The organism is Chryseobacterium sp. JK1 (assembly GCF_050632815.1).
Lineage (GTDB): Bacteria > Bacteroidota > Bacteroidia > Flavobacteriales > Weeksellaceae > Chryseobacterium.
This window is the reverse complement of record NZ_JBODRU010000001.1, coordinates 1,002,694-1,022,334: the sequence shown is the minus strand read 5'-3', so window position 1 is coordinate 1,022,334 and position 19,641 is coordinate 1,002,694. Positions and strand designations below refer to the sequence as shown.

Here is a 19,641-nt window from a genome sequence, read left to right as displayed (position 1 = left end):
AATTATCTGAATCATGCCACAAAAAATTACAGATACTGCCCAATTATCCTGCAACCAAGGAACAACACTAAGTATTCTAAGTGCTACCAGTCAGAATTTCTCTACAGCCGAGGGAAAACATATTGCTACGGAGCAGGATAAACAGGCGAATGTAAATATTAAACCTTTTGGACAATGTAAATTAAAACCTACTTCAGGAGGATATTTACCGTGTATTCCTGCGCCAACCGCCTGGGAAAAAACAACAGAAAAAGATACTATCAATAGTTATAAAATTCTTACAGAAGATTCTTTTTGTATGTGTGGAACAGGCGGGAAAATTGACGTAGTAAACAAGGGACATGGAGAAAAACATGAGATAAAATAGTCGTTAAAAATAATTCCTGACATAAGAATCGGCGGCCTCGAAGAGGCCGCCGATTCCGTCAAAATAATATTAATATGATGTTATAAAACTACTGTCTGTATAGAGTGTGCGGGGGCTGTTAATTTCGCAGCCATTCCTTCGATCCATAGATTGGCATCAATATCATTGTCTGAATCATTCATGATCACGGTCACCAGCTGTCCGTTTTCGTTCATAAAAGCAGAAGACGTTAAGGCAGCTCTGTTGGAAGAGCTCCCGATTCTCTGAGCATTAGGCTTGATGTATTTTGAAACATGCCCTATATAATAATACTCATAGGTATAGAAAACCTCTCCTGTTTTGGTATCTGCAATGATGGGTGCAAAACAAAAATTACCTTTGTGGTTGGGGCCTCCTGTTTCATCCAAAAGAATATTCCAGTCTGTCCATAAAGCGTTTCCTTTATTGAAATCGTTCAGCATATTTTTACTGTACAACTCTCCAAGGCTTACATCATAAATTCTGTCCATACTGAACTGTTCTTTACATCCTTCTGTAAAGGCCAGAAATTTATCAGGAAAAGCTCTGTGGGTTTCAGCTAAGTTATCAAAAAGCTGAGTTTTATTATTCCACGTTTCATACCAGTGATAGCCAATTCCATGAGCATACTTTGACGTTTCAGGATCGCTTAATGTGGTGGTGGCTCTTTGGTAAATCAAATCTCTGTTATGATCCCAGATCATTACTTTTTTATCTTTGTATCCGTTTTTCCAAAGCGTTGGTCCTAGATTGTTCTTTAAAAACTCTCCTTCTTCTTCAGCCGTATAGATACAGGATTCCCATGATTGGGTAGCCATGGGCTCATTCTGAACCGTTAACCCCCACACATTGATTCCTCTTTTTTCGTATTCCTTAATGAATTTAATATAATAATCTGCCCAGGTCTGGTAATATTGATTTTCCAGTCTTCCACCTTTGTACAAACTTTTATTAGATTTCATCCAGGCTGGCGGACTCCATGGAGAGAAATAGAAAGTGAAATTATTTCCTATGGCTTTCTGAGCTTCTTTGATCATCGGAATCTTATACTTTTCATCGTGAGCAACATTGAAAGTCTTCAGAGCGGTATCATTATCATCTACATAAGTATAGGAATCACTCGAGAAATCACAGGAGTTCATATTCGTACGAACAACAGTGTATCCCAATCCGTTTTTACCGAAATAGGCTTCAAGGATTTCTTTCTGTTTGTTTTTAGGCATTTTGTAGAAAGTTTCCGCAGAAGCATCCGTAATGGCTCCTCCAATGCCTATCAGTTTTTGATATTTAAAATTAGGAGCAATGAAGATACAGGCATCTGTCTCCTTTGGCTGTCCGAACTGTTCAAACTTTACAGAACCTTTATCTGCCATTTTTTCATTTGCCTTAGAATTGGTAAGAATTACCTTAGCTGTTTTTCCGTCATGCTTTTTCCAATAATTCTGGGCATTTACATTCATGACAATGCCTACTACAAAACAACTTACAATTAGTTTTCTCATGATTTTTTATTTTTGGACTCTGTAATAAGTCCTCTTTTCCATTATTGAGTCTGATAGACTCTTACATAATCAATATAATATTTTTGCGGGAAAATTTGATCATCAATGCCTTCTTTTCCGCCCCAGAAACCTCCAACTGCTAAATTTAAAATAATAAAATAGGGTTGATCAAAAGGCCAGGCTTCATAGGTTTTCTCTTTATTTTCATAGGTGAAAAATTTTTGATCATCAATATAAACATCTATTTTTTCGGGAGTCCATTCTGCTTTATAAACATGGAATTTTTCACTCACATCTTTTACAATTAGTGTATCTGTCTTTTGTGTTCCCTGAATATGATTGTATTTTTTTGTATGAACCGAAGCGTGTATATACCCCGGATTAAAACCAACATGCTCCATAATATCCAGCTCACCATCATCCGGCCATTTTTTCATCTTTTCACTCATCATCCAGATTGCAGGCCATGTTCCGCGCCCTTTCGGCAGTTTCGCACGAACTTCTACTGTTCCGTATTGAAAAGAGAATTTTCCTTTGGTTAAAAGTCTTGCTGAAGTATATTTACTGTTTTCCCAATTTTCTTTTCTGGCCTCAATGATCAGGTTTCCGTTTTCCATTCTGGCATTCTCCAGTCTGTTTTTGGTGTAAAACTGGGCTTCATTATTACCATAACCGCCGCCTCCAACATCATAATTCCATTTCAAAGAATCCGGAAGACCTTTTCCATTAAATTCGTCACTCCAGATTAGCTTTCTACTGGAATCTATTTTATTTGAAGCACAACTGATCGCTGACAATAGCAAAAGTGTAGCAGTACAACATTGAACAGTATTTCGGAATTTAATTTTCATATCGTTCTGATGGTCATTACGTTTTATTTGAAACTATTATATAGCCTTTATCTTACTCAATTTATTTCACCCAGTTGATTCTTTGGGTTTGTACATGTTGAGAATTGGTTCCGATCATAATATCAAATTCACCACTTTCCCAGTCGAAATTCAGTTGATCATCAAAAAACTTCAGATCTTCAGGAGTCAGTTTGAAATCTACTTTTTTACTTTCTCCTTTTTTGATGAATATTTTCTGGAAACCTTTCAATTCTTTTATCGGTCTTACTACTTTCCCGAACAGATCTCTGATATAAAGCTGTACAACCTCATCACCGTCATATTTTCCGGTATTGGAAACCGTTACACTGATATTCAGCGTCTGATTTCCCTTCAGTTGGGTTGAACTTAAAACCATATCAGAATATTTAAAGTCCGTATAGCTCAAACCGTAACCGAATGGATATTTAGGATCATTATCAAGATCAATATAAGCGGAAACATAGTTTCTGTCCGTGTTATTTTTCGCAGGTCGCCCTGTATTGTAGTGATTGTAATACATAGGAATCTGACCTTCTGTTCTTGGAAAAGTCATTGGAAGTTTTCCTCCCGGATTAACGCTTCCAAAAAGAACGTCTGCAATTGAATTTCCCGCTTCAGTTCCCAGCCACCATGTATACATAATAGCAGGAATATTTTCTGATGCCCAATTGAAAATCAATGGTCTTCCTGCGTTAATCATCAGAACAATTGGTTTTCCTGTTTTAGCTATTTCTTTCAAAAGATCTTCCTGAACTCCGGAAAAACCAATATTACTTCTGCTTTTGGCTTCACCACTCATGGCATGCCCTTCTCCTAATGTCATAATGACTACATCGGCTTTTTTAGCTGTTTCTATGGCTTCAGCAAATAACGTTTTGTCCTGATCATCAACATTACAGCCTTTTGCATATAATAAGGTGGAATTTTTATCCAGCTGACTTTTAATACCGTCAAACTGGGAAACGATTCTTTGGGTATCATCTTTAAAAGCAACAGACCAGAATCCGTGATTGGCAACCGTTTCTTTTCCGAAAGGACCAATCAAAGCGACTGTTTTAGCCGTTTTTGAAAGGGGTAAAATATTTCTCTGATTTTTCAGAAGAACAATACTTTTAGAGCCAAATACTCTTCCGAATTTTCTGTTTTCCTGATTATCGGTCTGTTCTTTTTGTCTTTTTTCATTACTGAATCTGTAAGGATCATCAAAAAGTCCCATTTCGAATTTCTTGGTTAAAATTCTTCCTGTAGCATCATTAACCAGCTTAATATCTACTTTTCCTTCTTTAACAAGTTTTGGAAGTTCTGTCATGTAAACGCGGCTTTCCATATCCATATCACTTCCTCCAAGAACTGCTTTTTCAGCGGCTTCATTACCATCTTTAGCATATCCATGAGGAACCATTTCCCCGATACTCCCCCAGTCGGAAACGACAAAGCCTTTATAATTCCATTTTCCTTTCAAAAGGTCTCTCTGGATATACTGATTGGCAGTGGCCGGAATTCCGTTGATATCATTGAAAGAGTTCATAAAAGTTGCTACTCCTGCTTCAGCAGCAGCTTTAAAAGGAGGAAGGTAAGTTTCGTTCAGCTGTCTGAGACTCATATCCACCGAGTTGTAATCTCTTCCTCCCACTGCAGCTCCGTAGGCGGCAAAATGTTTTGCACAGGCCATAACGGCATCAAGATTTCCCAAACCTTTACCCTGAAACCCTCTGATTCTAGCCAATCCTATTTTGGTGCCGAGATACGTATCTTCTCCGGAACCTTCCATCACTCTTCCCCATCTTGGGTCTCTGGCAATATCCACCATAGGAGCAAACGTCCAGTGAATCCCATAAGCGGAAGCTTCTGTAGCGGCAATTCTTTCTGATTTTTCTATCATTCCCAGATCCCAGCTTGCTGCCTGACCAAGGTTGACAGGAAAGGTTGTGCGATAACCATGGATAACATCCTGCCCGAACAGTAAAGGAATTTTCAACCTCGACTGCATAGCTAGTTTCTGGAAGGCCCTGGTTTCTTCTGCTCCGGCAACATTCAGCATAGAGCCTACCTTTCCTTTTTTTATTTCTTCCAACACAACTGCAGAATTAGAATTCTGAGGTCCGGTGGCGTATTCAAATCCACTGTACTGAACCATCTGTCCTACTTTTTCTTCCAGAGACATTTGAGAAAGCAGTTCTGCTACTTTCTGATCTACTGTTTTTTGTCCGTAGGCATTCATTCCAAAGGTTGAAATTGCCAGTAAGAAATAAACTCTTTTCATAATCTTATTTTAAAAAATATAAGTTGCTGCGGAACGTCCGGAAATCTTTACTGAAGCAGTTTTTCCGGCAAATTTAATATTAAAATTTTCATCTTCTTTATTGTTGTTCTGAACAATAAGCACTATTTTCCCAGACTGAGTCTTAAAAGCTGCTGTTGAAAGATTTTGTGTTTCAGAAGAAGCAATACGTTGTGAACCTACAGGAACAAACTTAGAAGCATGGGCAATAATATAGTAGGCTACATTTCTTGTAAAGTTTTCGCTGTCTGAAACGGTTATAGCCCCTTTACATTCTGTACATCCGCCTGGTGTATGTGGCGCGTACTTTGGATCGTTGGCAAGGTTCCATTCTAAAGCAATTTTGCTCCAGTTTCTCATGGAACCAATGATGACATTTTTTGTATGCCAGTTGATATCTTCTTCAAATGTCCCTTTTGAACCGGTCCATTGTTCAGTAAAATATAGGTTTTTATCAGGAAAAGCGTTGTGCACTGTACTTAATGCAGAGATGTCTCCTTCATACAAATGGAAAGCAGACCCGTCTATATATTGATTGGCTTCTGCGTCTTTCAAAATATCAATGGCATATTCCGGTTTGCTGCAGTTGTGATCGTATACAACAATTTTTGTTTTGATATTGTTGGATTTAAAGGCTGGTCCTAAATGGTTTTTAATAAATTCTCCCTGTTGGGCAGACGGCATATAAAGGCTGGGATTATTACCCGGATGCAGCGGCTCGTTCTGAGGAGTGATGGCATCGATGGTAATTCCTTCTTTTTTCATCCCCTGAATATATTTTACAAAATAATTAGCATACGTTCCGTAAAATTCAGGCTTTAAGCTTCCTCCTTTGGATTGGCCGTTGTCTTTCATCCAAACTGGTGCAGACCATGGTGCAGCAATGATTTTAATACTGGGGTTGATTGCTAAAATCTCTTTCAGCATCGAAATGAGTGCTTTATCTTTTGCCAAGCTGAATTTTGAAAGGGAAGCATCGGTTTGTCCTGCGGGCAGATCATCATATGAAAATACCTCAGCATCCAGATCGGAAGCTCCAATACTTAATCTCAAATAACTGATAGAGATTGAGTTTTTATCATTTCCGAAAAGTTCGTTTAGCAAAGCTTTTCTTTTGGCAGGTGATAAGCGGTTGATAACTTCTACACTTCCTCCTGTTAAGGTATATCCAAAACCATCAACATATTGAAACTTCTGAGTGTCATCAATTTCAATATTCTGAAAGCTGTTGGATGTATTGATAAATTTAACAGGAGCCTGCAGTTGTAATTTTGCGGTCTCATCGCCTTTGGTAAGCCAATATTGGACTTCATTTCCTTTATGTGATGTTATTGATGTACATGATAAAGGAAAAAGGGCCACACCACTAAGTAGTGCGGCACCTCTAAAGAAACTATATAAGTTGTGAAACTTCATGTGTTAGTAACCTGGATTTTGTTTTAAAACGGTGTTTGTCAATTCATTGAAAGGAATTGGTAAGATTTCATTTTTACCTGCCTTAAATCCTCTGGCACCAAGTTTTGCCGGGGCATCTCCCCATCTTACAAGGTCAAACCATCTATGCCCTTCCCCTGCAAGTTCTCTTCTTCTTTCATCTTTAATAGCCTGCATAGAAACAGGTACTGATGCTAATCCTACTCTGGCTCTTACGGCATCTAGCAATGCCTGAGCCCTGCCTCCAACACCTCCTAATGCTTCAGCTTCCATCAAGTAGGTATCTGCCAATCTGATGGCGATATAATTCTGGTGAAAATTTAATTCTGTAGGGCCGGGCAAATTAGATTTATCCGCATTTCTAGGTAAATATTTATTTAAGAAATATCCAGTATCCTTGTATCCTGGCGAGTAAGTAATTTTACCTTCATCCTTAAATTTTTTACCATTAAAAATTGTGGGATCCAAACGAGGATCTCCTTGCATAAAATTAAAAAGATCGTCTGTAACAGGGTTGAATCCCCAGCTTGCATAAAGATCTGGAGCATCGTTATTAGGCACATTCGCAACCCTTCCATAAGATTTAATTCCCAACATTACGTTGATAGAATTACTCTCGTCCTTTCCTGAACCCCAAAATTGCCAATCTGCGCTGCTTATATCCTTATGCATCACTTCAAGGACAGATTCTGTAGTGTATTTATTACTTACCTTCCATAAATCGGCAAAATTACTCACCAATTTATATCCATATTGGCTGGTTCCTCCTGGTGTACCATTTACCATTTCAAATTGGGCTGCTGCTTCAGTATTCTTTTTATTATATAAATAGATTTTACCTAAAATAGCTCTTGCCGTACCTTGAGTAATTCTGCCTCTCTCAGCATCAGATGTCGTAATAGGAAGATCATTGATTCCTGATAAAATATCCGCTTCTATCTGAGCATAAACCTCTTCCGGCTTAGCTTGTGGAATATTATAATAATCATCATCATATTTAAAGGTTTTCAAGATCAGAGGTACATTTCTGAACATTCTTAACAGTTCAAAATAATACAATGATCTTAGTACTTTAGCTTCTGCTGTGAATCTTTTTTTATTATGCTCATTCATATTGATTGCCGGAAGTCTTTCCAATAAAAGGTTGGCTTTGGCAATTCCCTGATAATAATCTTTCCAATAGCTTGGAGGCATGATGATTGCATTAATTGAATAATTGGAAAAACCCTGGATACCGGCACCATCTGAAGAATTCCCACCCCCTGAGTAGAAATCATCAGATGCTCCGTTGAAAAAGGTTACCATATTTTCAAATCCTCCGGAATATTTTCTCAACATATCATAGGTAGCTACCAGCCCTCCAAATGCCTGCTCTTCATTTTGAAAATAATTACTTGTATCGAAAGTTCCTGTGTTTTTCACATCTTCCAGATTACTATTATTACAGGATACAGCTCCGAAACTAATACCCGTCAGAAATAGAACGGATAAACTTTTATATATAAATCTTTTATTTTTCATTGTTTTAAATATTAAAATTGAACACTAGCTCCAAAAAGGAAAGTTCTTGCTTGTGGGTAGAAAGCTCTGTCTATACCAAATGTATCGGCTCCTGCAATTTCAGGATCATATCCTGTGTATTTCGTGAAAGTAACCAGGTTTTCTGCAGTTACATACAATCTGATTTTTGAAGCTCCAATAGTTTTTGCTGTTTCTTTGGATAAAGTGTATCCCAGCTGAACCAATTTAAGACGTAGATAATCTCCTTTTTGAAGATAATAATCTGACATTCTGGTATAGTTTTGATTATTATCATCTCTTGTGACTCTGGCAATAGTATTAGAAGTTCCTTCTCCTGTCCAACGGTCTAAGATTGCTGTTTGATAGTTCGCTTCCTGAATATCAAGTCTTCTTAGTCCCTGGAAGATTTTATTTCCTGCCTGCCCCTGTGCAAAGATCATCAAGTCGAAATTTTTATAATTCATATTGATGGTAAGACCAAATGTATACTTTGGCACTGAATTCCCAAGGTTTACGTAATCTTTTTCATCAATTACTCCATCTCCATTGGCATCTAATCTTTTGAAATCTCCAGGTTTTGCATTCGGTTGAATAAGACCTCCGTTAGCATTTCTGTAAGCGTCAATTTCTGCCTGATTCTGGAAAACTCCTAAATTTTTAAACCCATAGAAAGAACCATAGGATTCTCCAACCTGAAGCCTTGAAACAGTTCCCAACGTTTGGAAAGAGGCAAAGTTCACATAAGGTCTGTCATCTTCAAGTCTTGTAATTTCATTTTTCAGATAGGCAAAATTACCATTAACAGAGAATCCAAAGTCGCTCCAGTTCTTTTTGTATCCTAAGCTCACTTCTACTCCGTCATTATTCATATCCCCAATATTTCTGTATGGATTATTAATAAGACCTAAGTAACCAGGAAGCTCAACTCTTCTTAAGATATCTGTACTTTTTTTTCTGTAAACGTCGACACTCACGTCAAAGTTTTTGAAAAATTTAAAATCTGCTGCTATATTGAACTGTGATGTTCTTTCCCATTTCAGATCCGGATTTTCAAGGGTACTTGGCGCGTATCCAACACGGATGATATTATCTCCGAAAGTATAATTACTTCCTGCAATAAGGAAATTGGCAAACTGGAAATCATCAATAGCATCGTTCCCTAAAACTCCATAACCCCCTCTCAATTTAAAGCTGTTAACAACATTATTTTGTGGCCAGAAGCTCTCATTGGAAACATTCCATCCTAAAGACATTGCCGGGAAATTCCCCCAGTGATTATTTCTTCCAAATTTTGAAGAACCATCTCTACGAATCGTTCCTGTAAAAAGGTATCTGTTGTCATAATCATACACTACTCTGGCAAAATAAGAAGCTTTATGAGTTTGCTTTCCGTCCCAAGCGTTACCTGTTTTGTTTTCTGGAGAAATATCAAAATTGAAAGAAGCATCTTGCCAGTTATTGACAGGAAGATTGGTAAATCTTGTACTTTGTCCTGAAGAAATGTTATATTCATAATATCCCTGACCAATGAGTACATTCAAATTATGTAATCCAAATTTATTCTGATAGGTTGCTGTATTTTCTGTACTCCACTCGAATTTCTTATCGATCTGTCTGTATAAGCTGTTAAAGTCATTTTTATTCGCTGTACTCAGGAAATTAACAGGAGTAAAAATCTGCTCTCCCCAATAAGAAAGCTTTCCATTCATACTGGATTTGAAAGTGATATGCTTGTTAATCTTGAGTTCAGCAAAAACATTGGCTATAATATCATCAGACCACTTGAACCTCCCACGTTGAGTTTCCTGGAAAGCAAGTGGATTACTCATCTCCTTACTTACATATTGTGAAATTCCATAAGGATTTCCATAAGGATCTCTCACATAATTAGGATTGTTGATATAATCACTAGAATTGGGTTGATTGCTAATTCCATTCGTTACGACCACTGGTGTAAGCGGATCAAGGTTGATGGCAGAACTTAGAGGGCCTCCAAATTCTCCGTTATCGGTAACTCCTTGAGATCTTGTGTGCGTATAAGCGAAAGTTTGGCCTATGGTAAGGAAATCAAAAACTTTATGGGTTGAATTTAATCTAGCGTTAACTCTTTTATAGTTTGAAATATCTCTTAAGACGATACCATCCTGATCATAATATCCAAAAGATGAATAGAAAGTAGATTTATCATTTCCTCCACTGATACTGAATTCATGAGACTGACGCTGTGCGCTGTTAAAAATCTGTTTTTGCCAATCTGTTCCTACTCCATAAGACGAAGGGTTGCCTAATACAGGGGTTTTTCCCTCGTTAGTGTAAGCTTCATTCATAATGGTTGCATACTGTGAAGCATTCAGAAGATCCAACTTTTTGGCAGCACTTCCCACTCCCATAAATCCGTTATAAGAAAGATTCAGCCTTCCTCTTCCTCCTTTTTTGGTGGTGATCAGAACTACTCCTTTTGCAGCAGATACTCCATAAATTGCAGCAGAAGCTCCATCTTTAAGAATTTCCATTCCTTCAATATCAGACTGATTCAACCAGCCAATATTATCTACCACAATTCCATCTACCACCCATAGCGGATCATTACTTCCTGCACCAAAACTGGTAATACCACGAACACGGACCGTAGCAGCAGTTCCCGGCTGGCCAGAATTGGATATAACAGAAACCCCGGCAGCCCTACCCTGAAGTACCTGCTCTGGTCTTCCTGCTGTAGGAGCATTTTCAATATCCGAAGCTTTAATACTTGATATCGCTCCGGTAACATTACTTTTTTTCTGGCTACCGTAACCAATCATTACAACTTCCTCTATTTTATTCTCTTTTGGGACTGTGTCCTTAACACTGGTTTGTGCATTAAAATTTGCTGTAAAATACAGCACTGCAACCATACCCAGACTTCTTGATATTCTTAGATTCATATACAGTTAGTTTTTTAATTCTCAAATTGAGACAATAAAAATATATTTTTTTTTAATTAATTAACATTCCATTCACAAATATTTTAATTTTTCGTTTATTTTTCAGGGTTAGAAGCCCTATATTCGCGTTAAAATTTTATAAAAAATTAAAAAAAATCAATAAAGTAAACTCCCAAAATGACGTCCAAGCTTTCAAAAATTTCTCTTCCGCTAAAGCTAACCTTCCTAATTTTTTCGATGGTCCTAAACTGTATGGGGCTTATAATTCTTCAGCTTGCAGACACCAATATCACCTATGGAGAGCTGGGATTTCTGGAATCTTTTAAAGACCTTCCCATCGCTTTTATCTCTCTTTTCGCAGTAAGCTTTATCAATAAAACCGGAGCAAAAAAAGCGCTTATTTTTGCGTTAACAATTGTTGGGGTCTGTTCCTGTCTTCTTCCTTTTGTTGAAGTTTTTTGGTTTTATAAACTGTGGTTTGCCATTATCGGGACCTGTTTTGGCATTGGAAAAATATGCGTTTTTGGGATTATCAGAAACAACATTTCAGATGAAAAGTCGTTAGCAAAGACCATGAATAATGTAGAGGCCTCGTTTATGATAGGGATTTTCGTAGTCAATACAGGCTTTGGATGGTTGATTTCCAGCCAGTATTCCGAATTCTGGAAATTTGGTTTTTTACTCATTGCTATTTTATGCGTGATTACCATATTTTTGCTTTCAAAAATTAAAATATCCGATGTTAAGTCATTAGAAAATAAAAATATAGGCTACCAACTTTCCGGATTCGCAACGCCTTCGGTTTTGTTGTTTCTGAGCGTTGTATTTTGTATTGTCTTTGTAGAACAGGGGTTCAATTCGTGGCTACCTTCTTTCTACAAAAATCATCTTAAAGTCAATTCTTTTTTTGCTCTTCAGGCTGCTTCTTTCCTTTCGCTTTTCTCTTATGCAGGAAGAACAATTACTGCTAATATCATCCGAAAATTCTCGTTACCAGGCTACTACATCACCTGTATGGTACTGATAATCGCTTTACTTATGACGATTGTCGGAATACAGTATTTCGATTCTCAGGATTCCCAACCACTACTCTTTTTATTTCCGGTTATCGGACTTTTCCTTTCGCCATTGTATCCTGTTATCAATTCCAAAATGATTGCTCAGGTGGATAAAGAAAAAATCAATCTTTTCACTTCTCTGATCGTTATTTTCTCTTCATTAGGCAGCTCCATAAGCTCTATTATCATGGCTATTTTGTTCGGAAAAGAATTATTAAATTACTATCCATTATACATCTTATCTTCTGTAGTTCTTCTTTTTGTGATTAGTTTAGTATTTTTTACTTTCTCAAAAAGAAAATAGTTTTATTTTTACTGCCATGAAAATCAAAGACACAAAAAGTAAAGAAACGCTTCGTGAACTTATCGATACCAAAGATTTTGTAGCCCACATTTCCGTTGACTGCACCATTTTCGGCTTTCATAACAATATTCTGAAAGTACTTCTTTTAAAATATCACGATCTGGACTTATGGTCGCTGCCGGGTGGTTTTGTTTTCAACGATGAAGATTTAAGGGAGGCTGCTGAAAGGGTTTTGTATGAAAGAACACATCTTAAAGGTTTATTTTTGAAACAGTTTCATACCTTTGGAAGAATAGACCGAACGGAGAATAATGTACATCAGATTCTTCTTAAAAATAAAGGAATTGAGGTTCCGCAAGATCACTGGATCTTTCAGAGGTTTATCACGGTGGGCTACTGTAGCCTTATCGATTTTTCATTAACCAATACTTTTCCTGATGCTTTTAATGAAAGCTGTGAATGGTTTGAAGTAAGTAATTTACCAAAAATGGCTTTTGACCACGACAGGATTATAGAAACAGGATTGGAATATCTCAGAATGAATATCAATACTGAAGTGGCAGCCAGTAACCTGCTTCCAGAAAAATTCACTATGAAGGACCTTCAGGCTCTTTATGAAACGATTTTAGGACAAAAATTCAGAAGAAATAATTTCCAGAGAAAGATTTTAAGCCTTAATATTCTGGACAGACTCGAAAAACTGTATGACGGCTCAGCAAACAAAGCCCCTTACCTATATAAATTTAAATCAGAAGTTCACAATTCTACCAATCAGTATCCTATATCCAATGATGAGGAGTCTTAAAATATAGAATTTAATTTATAACACCATAAAAGCAACATTATCTTTCTGAAAACCAGCATCAACATAAGTTTTCAAAAAAATTTTCAGGACACCACGAAAAATGTTACTTTTAACAAAATCAAAAAATCATGTCATATTATCCTCTTACGAGCATCCCAGATTATTATGGAATCGATGCTTTACTTACCGAAGAACACAAACTGATCCGCCAATCTGTAAGAGACTGGGTGGAGAGTTTTGTAATGCCGCAGATTGATCAGGCAGCTCAAAATCATACAGATCTTCCTGGCCTTATGAGAGAATTAGGGAAAATTGGAGCATTGGGTCCTTATATTCCGGTTGAGTATGGAGGTTCAGGATTAGACCAGATTTCTTACGGTTTGATCATGCAGGAATTGGAAAGAGGTGATTCTGCAGTACGTTCTGCAGCTTCAGTACAAAGCTCTTTGGTGATGTTTCCTATCAATGAATTTGGTTCTGAAGAACAGAAAAAGAAATATCTGCCCAAACTTGCAGCAGGAGAAATGATTGGATCTTTTGGATTAACTGAGCCTAATCACGGTTCTGATCCGGGTTCCATGGAAACTTATTTTAAAGATATGGGAGACCACTATCTTTTGAATGGTGCTAAAATGTGGATCACCAACTCCCCTCTTTGCGATATCGCAGTGGTATGGGCAAAGAATGAGGAAGGAAAAGTACAGGGACTTATCGTTGAAAGAGGAATGGAAGGCTTCACAACTCCGGAAACTCATAATAAATGGAGCTTAAGAGCTTCTAAGACAGGAGAATTGGTATTCAATGATGTAAAAGTACCGAAAGAGAATTTACTTCCAGGAGTAACAGGTCTTAAAGGACCTCTATCTTGTTTAAATTCTGCAAGATACGGAATCTCATGGGGTGTAATTGGTGCGGCTATTGACTGCCATTGTACAGCTGTTCAGTACGCTAAAGAAAGAAAACAGTTCGGAAAACCTATTGGTTCTTACCAGCTTCAGCAGAAAAAACTGGCAGAATTCCTTACAGAGATTACCAAAGCACAGTTGCTGTGTCTTCAGTTAGGAAATCTTAAAAATGATCATAAAGCAACTCCTGCTCAAATCTCTATGGCAAAACGTAACAACGTGAATATGGCTATAGAAATTGCAAGAGAATCAAGACAAATCTTAGGGGGTATGGGAATCATGGGAGAATTCCCGATGATGAGACACGCGGCCAACCTGGAGTCGGTTATTACCTATGAAGGAACCCACGATGTTCATTTACTGATTACCGGTTTGGATATTACCGGAATCAATGCTTTCTAAATAAAAGACCAAAATAGATAAGAAGAGTCTGACCGCTGAGGTCAGACTTTTTTATTTTACTCACATTCAAGAGAATTGATATTCACCGAATAGTTATTAATGTCATAATATTTTTAATATTTTGTTAAAGTCATTACCTTGATACAACCAAAAAATCATCAATATGAAAAAAAATACTACTTTTTTATTAGGGCTGGCTGCACCCTTTTATTTTGCCCAGCAGGCAGGTGACCTGGTAAGTACAGAACAGAAACTGGATTTAACACCACAGGGAGTTATCAATTTTATCGCTAATAATCTTGGAGAACAGAATGCTCCGGATTTTGTGAGCTACCTCAACAGCTTTAATGTAGGATTAAAGGGTTATAAAATAACATATTACACTAAGAACGAAAAAAATATACTGGTAAAAGCTACCGGACTTCTCATGTATCCTAATGTAGGCTTCAAGCTTTCAACCGTAGTATCTGACCACGGAACGACCGACAGCAGACACAATGTACCTTCCAATTTAAAGGGAGCTCTTACCGCAGGATTTGTAGTTGAACTCTCTTACGTCCTCAATGGCTATATTTTAATGGCTCCTGACTATGTAGGGATGGGTACTGGAGAAGGCGTTCATCCGTATGTGGATTATGCCACAGAAGCAGGAGCTACCATAGATTTTATTACCGCTGCCAACAAAGCGTTAGCACAACTGAATATAAAACGTTATGATGAATATTTTTTAGCAGGTTATTCTCAAGGAGCTCATGCGGCGATGTCAACTTTAAAGAAACTAAGCACTTCAAATCCGGATAATATTAAGTTCAAATATGCTTATATGGGTGATGGTCCTTACGATTTTTCAGGAGTCACTTTACATAAAGGAGTGCTGGAAAAAGACGTCTACCCTTTCACCTCATTCTTAGCCAATGTACTTCATACTTGCAACAATACGGGATATAAAACCTATAATAATGATATTTCAGAAGTTATTTCTGCAGAATATCTTGACCGTTATAATTATCACGTTGTTCAGGACAATGGAGGATTGCTTTGGGGACCTTTGCTATGGAGAAAACTCTTTACCAACAGTTTTGTGAATGATGTCACCAATAATCCCAACAATAAACTCAGACAGTGTATGAAACCCAAAGATGTATATGATTGGTATAATAAAACTCCTATGACTTTGGGGCATTCTACTGTAGATCTGGCCATTCCGCCGGAGAATACTTCCAAAACCATTGAGGTTCAGCGCGGATATTACCCTTGGTGGGATCTGAATAAATATAAACTGGATTCTTTCTACTGGGGACCTATAGGCCACGTAGGAGGTATTGTTCCTTTTACACTGGCTTCCAATGCCAAATTTAATACCTTGAGAAGCGGCGGATTGCTTAATGAATGGGCCATTGCAGGATCCATCTTCAGCAAAAAATCAAATGACGGTTCTTCTCTAGAAACTTCTGCCCTATTTTCTTCACAGATTAAGCCGGAACTGGGTGCTATGCAACTAACTGAAATTACGGATTTCAACAAGGAAAAAACAGTCAGCAGATCAGGGGATGAACGTCAGTTAGCTTCTTTAAAAGACGGGGTTTACCTTTTAAAAGTAACAGAAAATAATGAAAATAGAATACTTCCCTATATTAAAAGTACTCCTGTAGAGATTAACGAAAATGAAATCGTACAATCTGAAAACAATAAAATTATAAAACTAAAAATAGATCCGGAAGAGCTTTCGGCAGTATACATTTTTGATGAAAATAAAAATCGGGTAAAAACCATTCAGAAAAAACAATATCAGCAAGATGGAGGTATAAATTTACAGAATCTAGAAGACAAAAAATATACTTTTGAGGTAGCTACCCCCTTCTATCACGTTCAGTTCAGTAAAGCACTTTCCCAACCATCAAAGGAAAGCAATACGGAAATCTTTACCCAAAACAGACAAATTAAGGTAAAGGCCAATACCGATATAAAAAATATCAGCATTTACAGTATTTCAGGATCTTTAGTCGTACAGGAAGACCTTAACCGGTCTCAGTTTGAATCAAGAAACATAGAACCTGGAGTATATGTAGTTCAGATTATACTTGTTAATGGAAAAACCATTCAGCAAAAAGTCAAATTATAGCACTTATTTACTTTCTATAATATCATTTCAAGTTAATTTTTGAGCACTTCAGCAATGAAGTGCTTTTTTATTCATACCAGTGAAGAATTTCTGCCTATAAGAAAAATAACTCCAAAAAAAACCTGAACATAAAATTAATAAAAAAACAAAAAATAAACCCGCAAAAACCAATAATTCAACTAATTATATACGTTTCATTTTCATTAACACTTAACTATTTCAAATTTCGATTGAATGACTTTTGTCAATTATTTTAAATTATTCTAAATAAAATTAGCAAACTTATCCTGAGCCTCCTAATTTTGCCGAAAGAATAAACTCAAATGATTCATAACGACTCACGATCTCCTTTCAATACTCACTTTTTACTTTTCATCTTTACTTTTTTTATTACTATAACCGTTAATGCACAGCATTCTATCTTCACTCTCACTTTTGATGTAAAAAATGCAGAATTGAACCCTGTAAAAGATGCAGAGATTAAGATCTTATCCCCCAAAAACCAATTCACAATATCCAGCAATAGCAAAGGAATCGCAACGGTTGAAATAGCTCAGGGAGAATATAAAGTGGAAATCCGTAAAAATGGAATTCTTGGGTACTCCAATACCATCTCAGTGATGAAGTCAGAAACTTTTGCTATTCTTTTTACTGAGAAAATCAACACTATTGAAGAAGTAGTGATTACAGCTAAAGAAGGTAAAGGCCTTACCTCCTCGTCTATCATCAGTCAGCGTGCGATGCAGCATTTACAGCCCTCCAGTTTTTCTGATCTGCTGGAACTGCTTCCAGGAGGAAGATCATCTGATCCTGTGATGAACCAGGTAAACAAAATAAGCCTGCGTGAAACCGGAAGACCCAGTACAGATTATAATACATCCTCAATGGGTACTACATTTCTGGTAGATGGTGCTCCGTTGAATTCTGGAGCCAATCTTCAATACACTTATGATTTTCTGGATAAATCTAATAACGGACTCAAAAGAAGACTTAACATCACAAACGGTGTAGATATGAGAAGTATTTCGACCGACCAGATCGACCGGGTGGAAATTCTCCGTGGAATCCCTTCCGTACAATATGGAAATTTAACCTCAGGAATTGTAAAAATCACCAATAAATCAGGTTACACAAAATGGAAAGCCCGGTTCAAAGCAGATGGTTACAGCAAACTTTTCGCTCTGAGCAAAGGTTTCGAAAATAAAGAGAAAGACCTAAAGATCAATACAGGTCTTGATTACCTCAATGCCAAAGCTGATCCGAGAGACCGACTTGAAAATTATAAAAGAATTACCGCCAATCTTGCCATTTCCAAAGAAAAAAAACAGGATAAAGGAACTTTATTGTGGCAAACTCATCTCAGTTATACAGGTTCTCTGGACGGCTCAAAATCTGATCCTGATGTAGATTTATCCGAACTGAATTCTTATGAAGTGAACAACCATCTGGTAAGCCTTTCCAATACATTGAATTATACTAAAAATGAACCTTCTTTTTTCAGATCAACAGAGATTCAGGCAACGGTAAACCAGAGATTTGATAAAATAAAACAGACCAAATTCGTTCAATTGGAAAATGCAACGGCCTTCCCTTTATCCAGAATTGAAGGTGAATATGACGGTTACTATCCTGAACCAAGGTATACTTCCCATTACACCGTGGACGGAAAACCTCTTGACGTATTTGTAAAAATGGTGAACAATTTTCAAATTGATGCTAAATCATTTAAAAACGAATTCAATGCCGGATTCGACTGGCAATTCAGTAAAAACTGGGGTGAAGGGCAGCAATTTAATATCTACAGACCTATAGATCCAAAAGCTACTTTCAGACCTCGTGCGTACCGTGATGTTCCGGCTTATAGTACTTCTGCTCTGTTTTTAGAATCAATCAGCACCCTAAAAACAGGGAATCATCAGCTTACATTAGCTTTAGGAATCAGAGGAAACATGATGATGAATTTACCTTCCCATTTCAATATGCATGGAAAGATGTACGCTGATCCCAGAGCAAATCTTCAGTGGGAGCTGCCTTCATTCGATGTAATGAATAAAAAGGCACAATTGGCAGTCACATTGGGATATGGTAAACAAAGCCTTTTTCCAGATCTGAATCTCCTCTATCCGGAACTGATTTACAAAGATATCCAACAGCTGAATTATTTCCATAATAATCCTAACTACAGAAGAGTAAATTATAAAACACTGATATACAATCCACAAAATCCAAAAATAGAACCTGCCATCAATGAAAAATTTGAAGCAAGGGTTGATTTCAGCGTAGGAGCCCATCAGCTGTCTGTCACCGTTTTTAAGGAAAATATGAATAATGCTTTCCGTGCGATGAACGAATATGCTCTCTACCAGTACAAAAAATATGATACTTCAGGGATTGATCATAATGCCATCACTTCTCCTCCGGATATCAGTACACTTCCCTACCAGACTGTAACTGAAAATTTCACTTACACTACCCAACGAAACGGAAGTAAAGTAGATAAAGAAGGTATTGAATTTCAGTATTCATCCAACAGAATTCCGGTGATCAATACAAGATTTACGGTAAATGGAGCATGGTTCCGAACTCAGTATGGCAACAGTCTGCCGGTGTATAGAGGAAGAGATTTGGTCGTCAACGGAAGACCCTATCCATATCTTGGATTGTATGAAGGAATGGAACCCAGCTCAACGAATGAGGTTTTAAATACCAATCTGATGATGGATACCTACATTCCCGGTCTGGACCTTGTTTTTTCTTCGTCTTTTCAGTTTTCATGGTATTCTATGCGAAGGTTACTTCCTATGAACGGAATTCCCAGTCATTATGTAGATCAGAATGGTCATATTTTCCCTTTCGATCCGAATACTGTGAAAGGAACCCTTCTTGAGAATCTGATCATTGCTCAGAATCAGGATTTGTATACTAGTTCGAGAAGGCCCATGGAGGTGAATATGAACCTGAAGGTAACCAAAAGTTTCAGAAATAAAGCCATTGTAGTCTCCATGTTTGCCAACAGACTTTTCAGCTATTATGCGCCATACAGCGTCAGTGGTTTTTCAATCAACAGAAAAGGGGCTTATGACCCTTATTTCGGGATGGAAATCAATTTCAATTTATAACAATTTC

12 protein-coding genes are annotated in these 19,641 nt (G+C 37.3%); 6 read left to right on the top strand and 6 right to left on the bottom strand.

The features are described 5' to 3' along the window. Positions 1 to 13: 13 nt before the first annotated feature. Positions 14 to 367: a DUF4280 domain-containing protein gene (locus ACQ76T_RS04470; protein WP_431342137.1), complete on the top strand. Its 354-nt coding sequence runs from the start codon at positions 14 to 16 to the stop codon at positions 365 to 367. Positions 368 to 447: 80 nt separating this feature from the next. On the opposite strand, the gene ACQ76T_RS04465 is transcribed toward ACQ76T_RS04470, so the two are convergent. From ACQ76T_RS04465 to ACQ76T_RS04440, 6 genes are all read right to left on the bottom strand, one after another. Then, positions 448 to 1,887, bottom strand: a complete 1,440-nt coding sequence (locus ACQ76T_RS04465; RefSeq protein ID WP_431342136.1) for a glycoside hydrolase family 30 protein — start codon at positions 1,885 to 1,887, stop codon at positions 448 to 450. A gap of 41 nt (positions 1,888 to 1,928) precedes the next feature. Continuing rightward, positions 1,929 to 2,738, bottom strand: a complete 810-nt coding sequence (locus tag ACQ76T_RS04460; RefSeq protein ID WP_431342135.1) for a glycoside hydrolase family 16 protein — start codon at positions 2,736 to 2,738, stop codon at positions 1,929 to 1,931. Positions 2,739 to 2,799: 61 nt separating this feature from the next. Continuing rightward, positions 2,800 to 5,022, bottom strand: a complete 2,223-nt coding sequence (gene bglX, locus ACQ76T_RS04455) for a beta-glucosidase BglX (protein WP_431342134.1) — start codon at positions 5,020 to 5,022, stop codon at positions 2,800 to 2,802. A gap of 9 nt (positions 5,023 to 5,031) precedes the next feature. Then, positions 5,032 to 6,456 (bottom strand): glycoside hydrolase family 30 protein, encoded by a 1,425-nt coding sequence (locus ACQ76T_RS04450; protein ID WP_431342133.1) that lies wholly within the window; start codon positions 6,454 to 6,456, stop codon positions 5,032 to 5,034. A gap of 3 nt (positions 6,457 to 6,459) precedes the next feature. Beyond that, the gene (locus tag ACQ76T_RS04445; RefSeq protein ID WP_431342132.1) at positions 6,460 to 7,995 is read right to left on the bottom strand and encodes a RagB/SusD family nutrient uptake outer membrane protein; all 1,536 of its coding nucleotides are present in this window, start codon (positions 7,993 to 7,995) and stop codon (positions 6,460 to 6,462) included. A gap of 11 nt (positions 7,996 to 8,006) precedes the next feature. Next, positions 8,007 to 10,919, bottom strand: a complete 2,913-nt coding sequence (locus tag ACQ76T_RS04440) for a SusC/RagA family TonB-linked outer membrane protein (protein ID WP_431342131.1) — start codon at positions 10,917 to 10,919, stop codon at positions 8,007 to 8,009. Positions 10,920 to 11,096: 177 nt separating this feature from the next. Between ACQ76T_RS04440 and ACQ76T_RS04435 the strand changes: the two genes are divergently transcribed. The 5 genes from ACQ76T_RS04435 (at position 11,097) to ACQ76T_RS04415 (ending at position 19,634) form a co-directional block, all read left to right on the top strand. Next, the gene (locus ACQ76T_RS04435; RefSeq protein ID WP_431342130.1) at positions 11,097 to 12,281 is read left to right on the top strand and encodes an MFS transporter; all 1,185 of its coding nucleotides are present in this window, start codon (positions 11,097 to 11,099) and stop codon (positions 12,279 to 12,281) included. Between the two features lie 16 nt (positions 12,282 to 12,297). Continuing rightward, the gene (locus ACQ76T_RS04430; RefSeq protein ID WP_431342129.1) at positions 12,298 to 13,086 is read left to right on the top strand and encodes an NUDIX hydrolase; all 789 of its coding nucleotides are present in this window, start codon (positions 12,298 to 12,300) and stop codon (positions 13,084 to 13,086) included. Positions 13,087 to 13,214: 128 nt separating this feature from the next. Next, positions 13,215 to 14,393 (top strand): acyl-CoA dehydrogenase family protein, encoded by a 1,179-nt coding sequence (locus ACQ76T_RS04425; RefSeq protein WP_431342128.1) that lies wholly within the window; start codon positions 13,215 to 13,217, stop codon positions 14,391 to 14,393. A gap of 163 nt (positions 14,394 to 14,556) precedes the next feature. Further along, positions 14,557 to 16,515 (top strand): T9SS type A sorting domain-containing protein, encoded by a 1,959-nt coding sequence (locus ACQ76T_RS04420; RefSeq protein WP_431342127.1) that lies wholly within the window; start codon positions 14,557 to 14,559, stop codon positions 16,513 to 16,515. Positions 16,516 to 16,838: 323 nt separating this feature from the next. After that, a complete protein-coding gene (locus ACQ76T_RS04415; protein WP_431342126.1) occupies positions 16,839 to 19,634 on the top strand; it encodes a TonB-dependent receptor plug domain-containing protein in 2,796 nt (931 codons plus the stop codon). Positions 19,635 to 19,641: the final 7 nt, after the last annotated feature.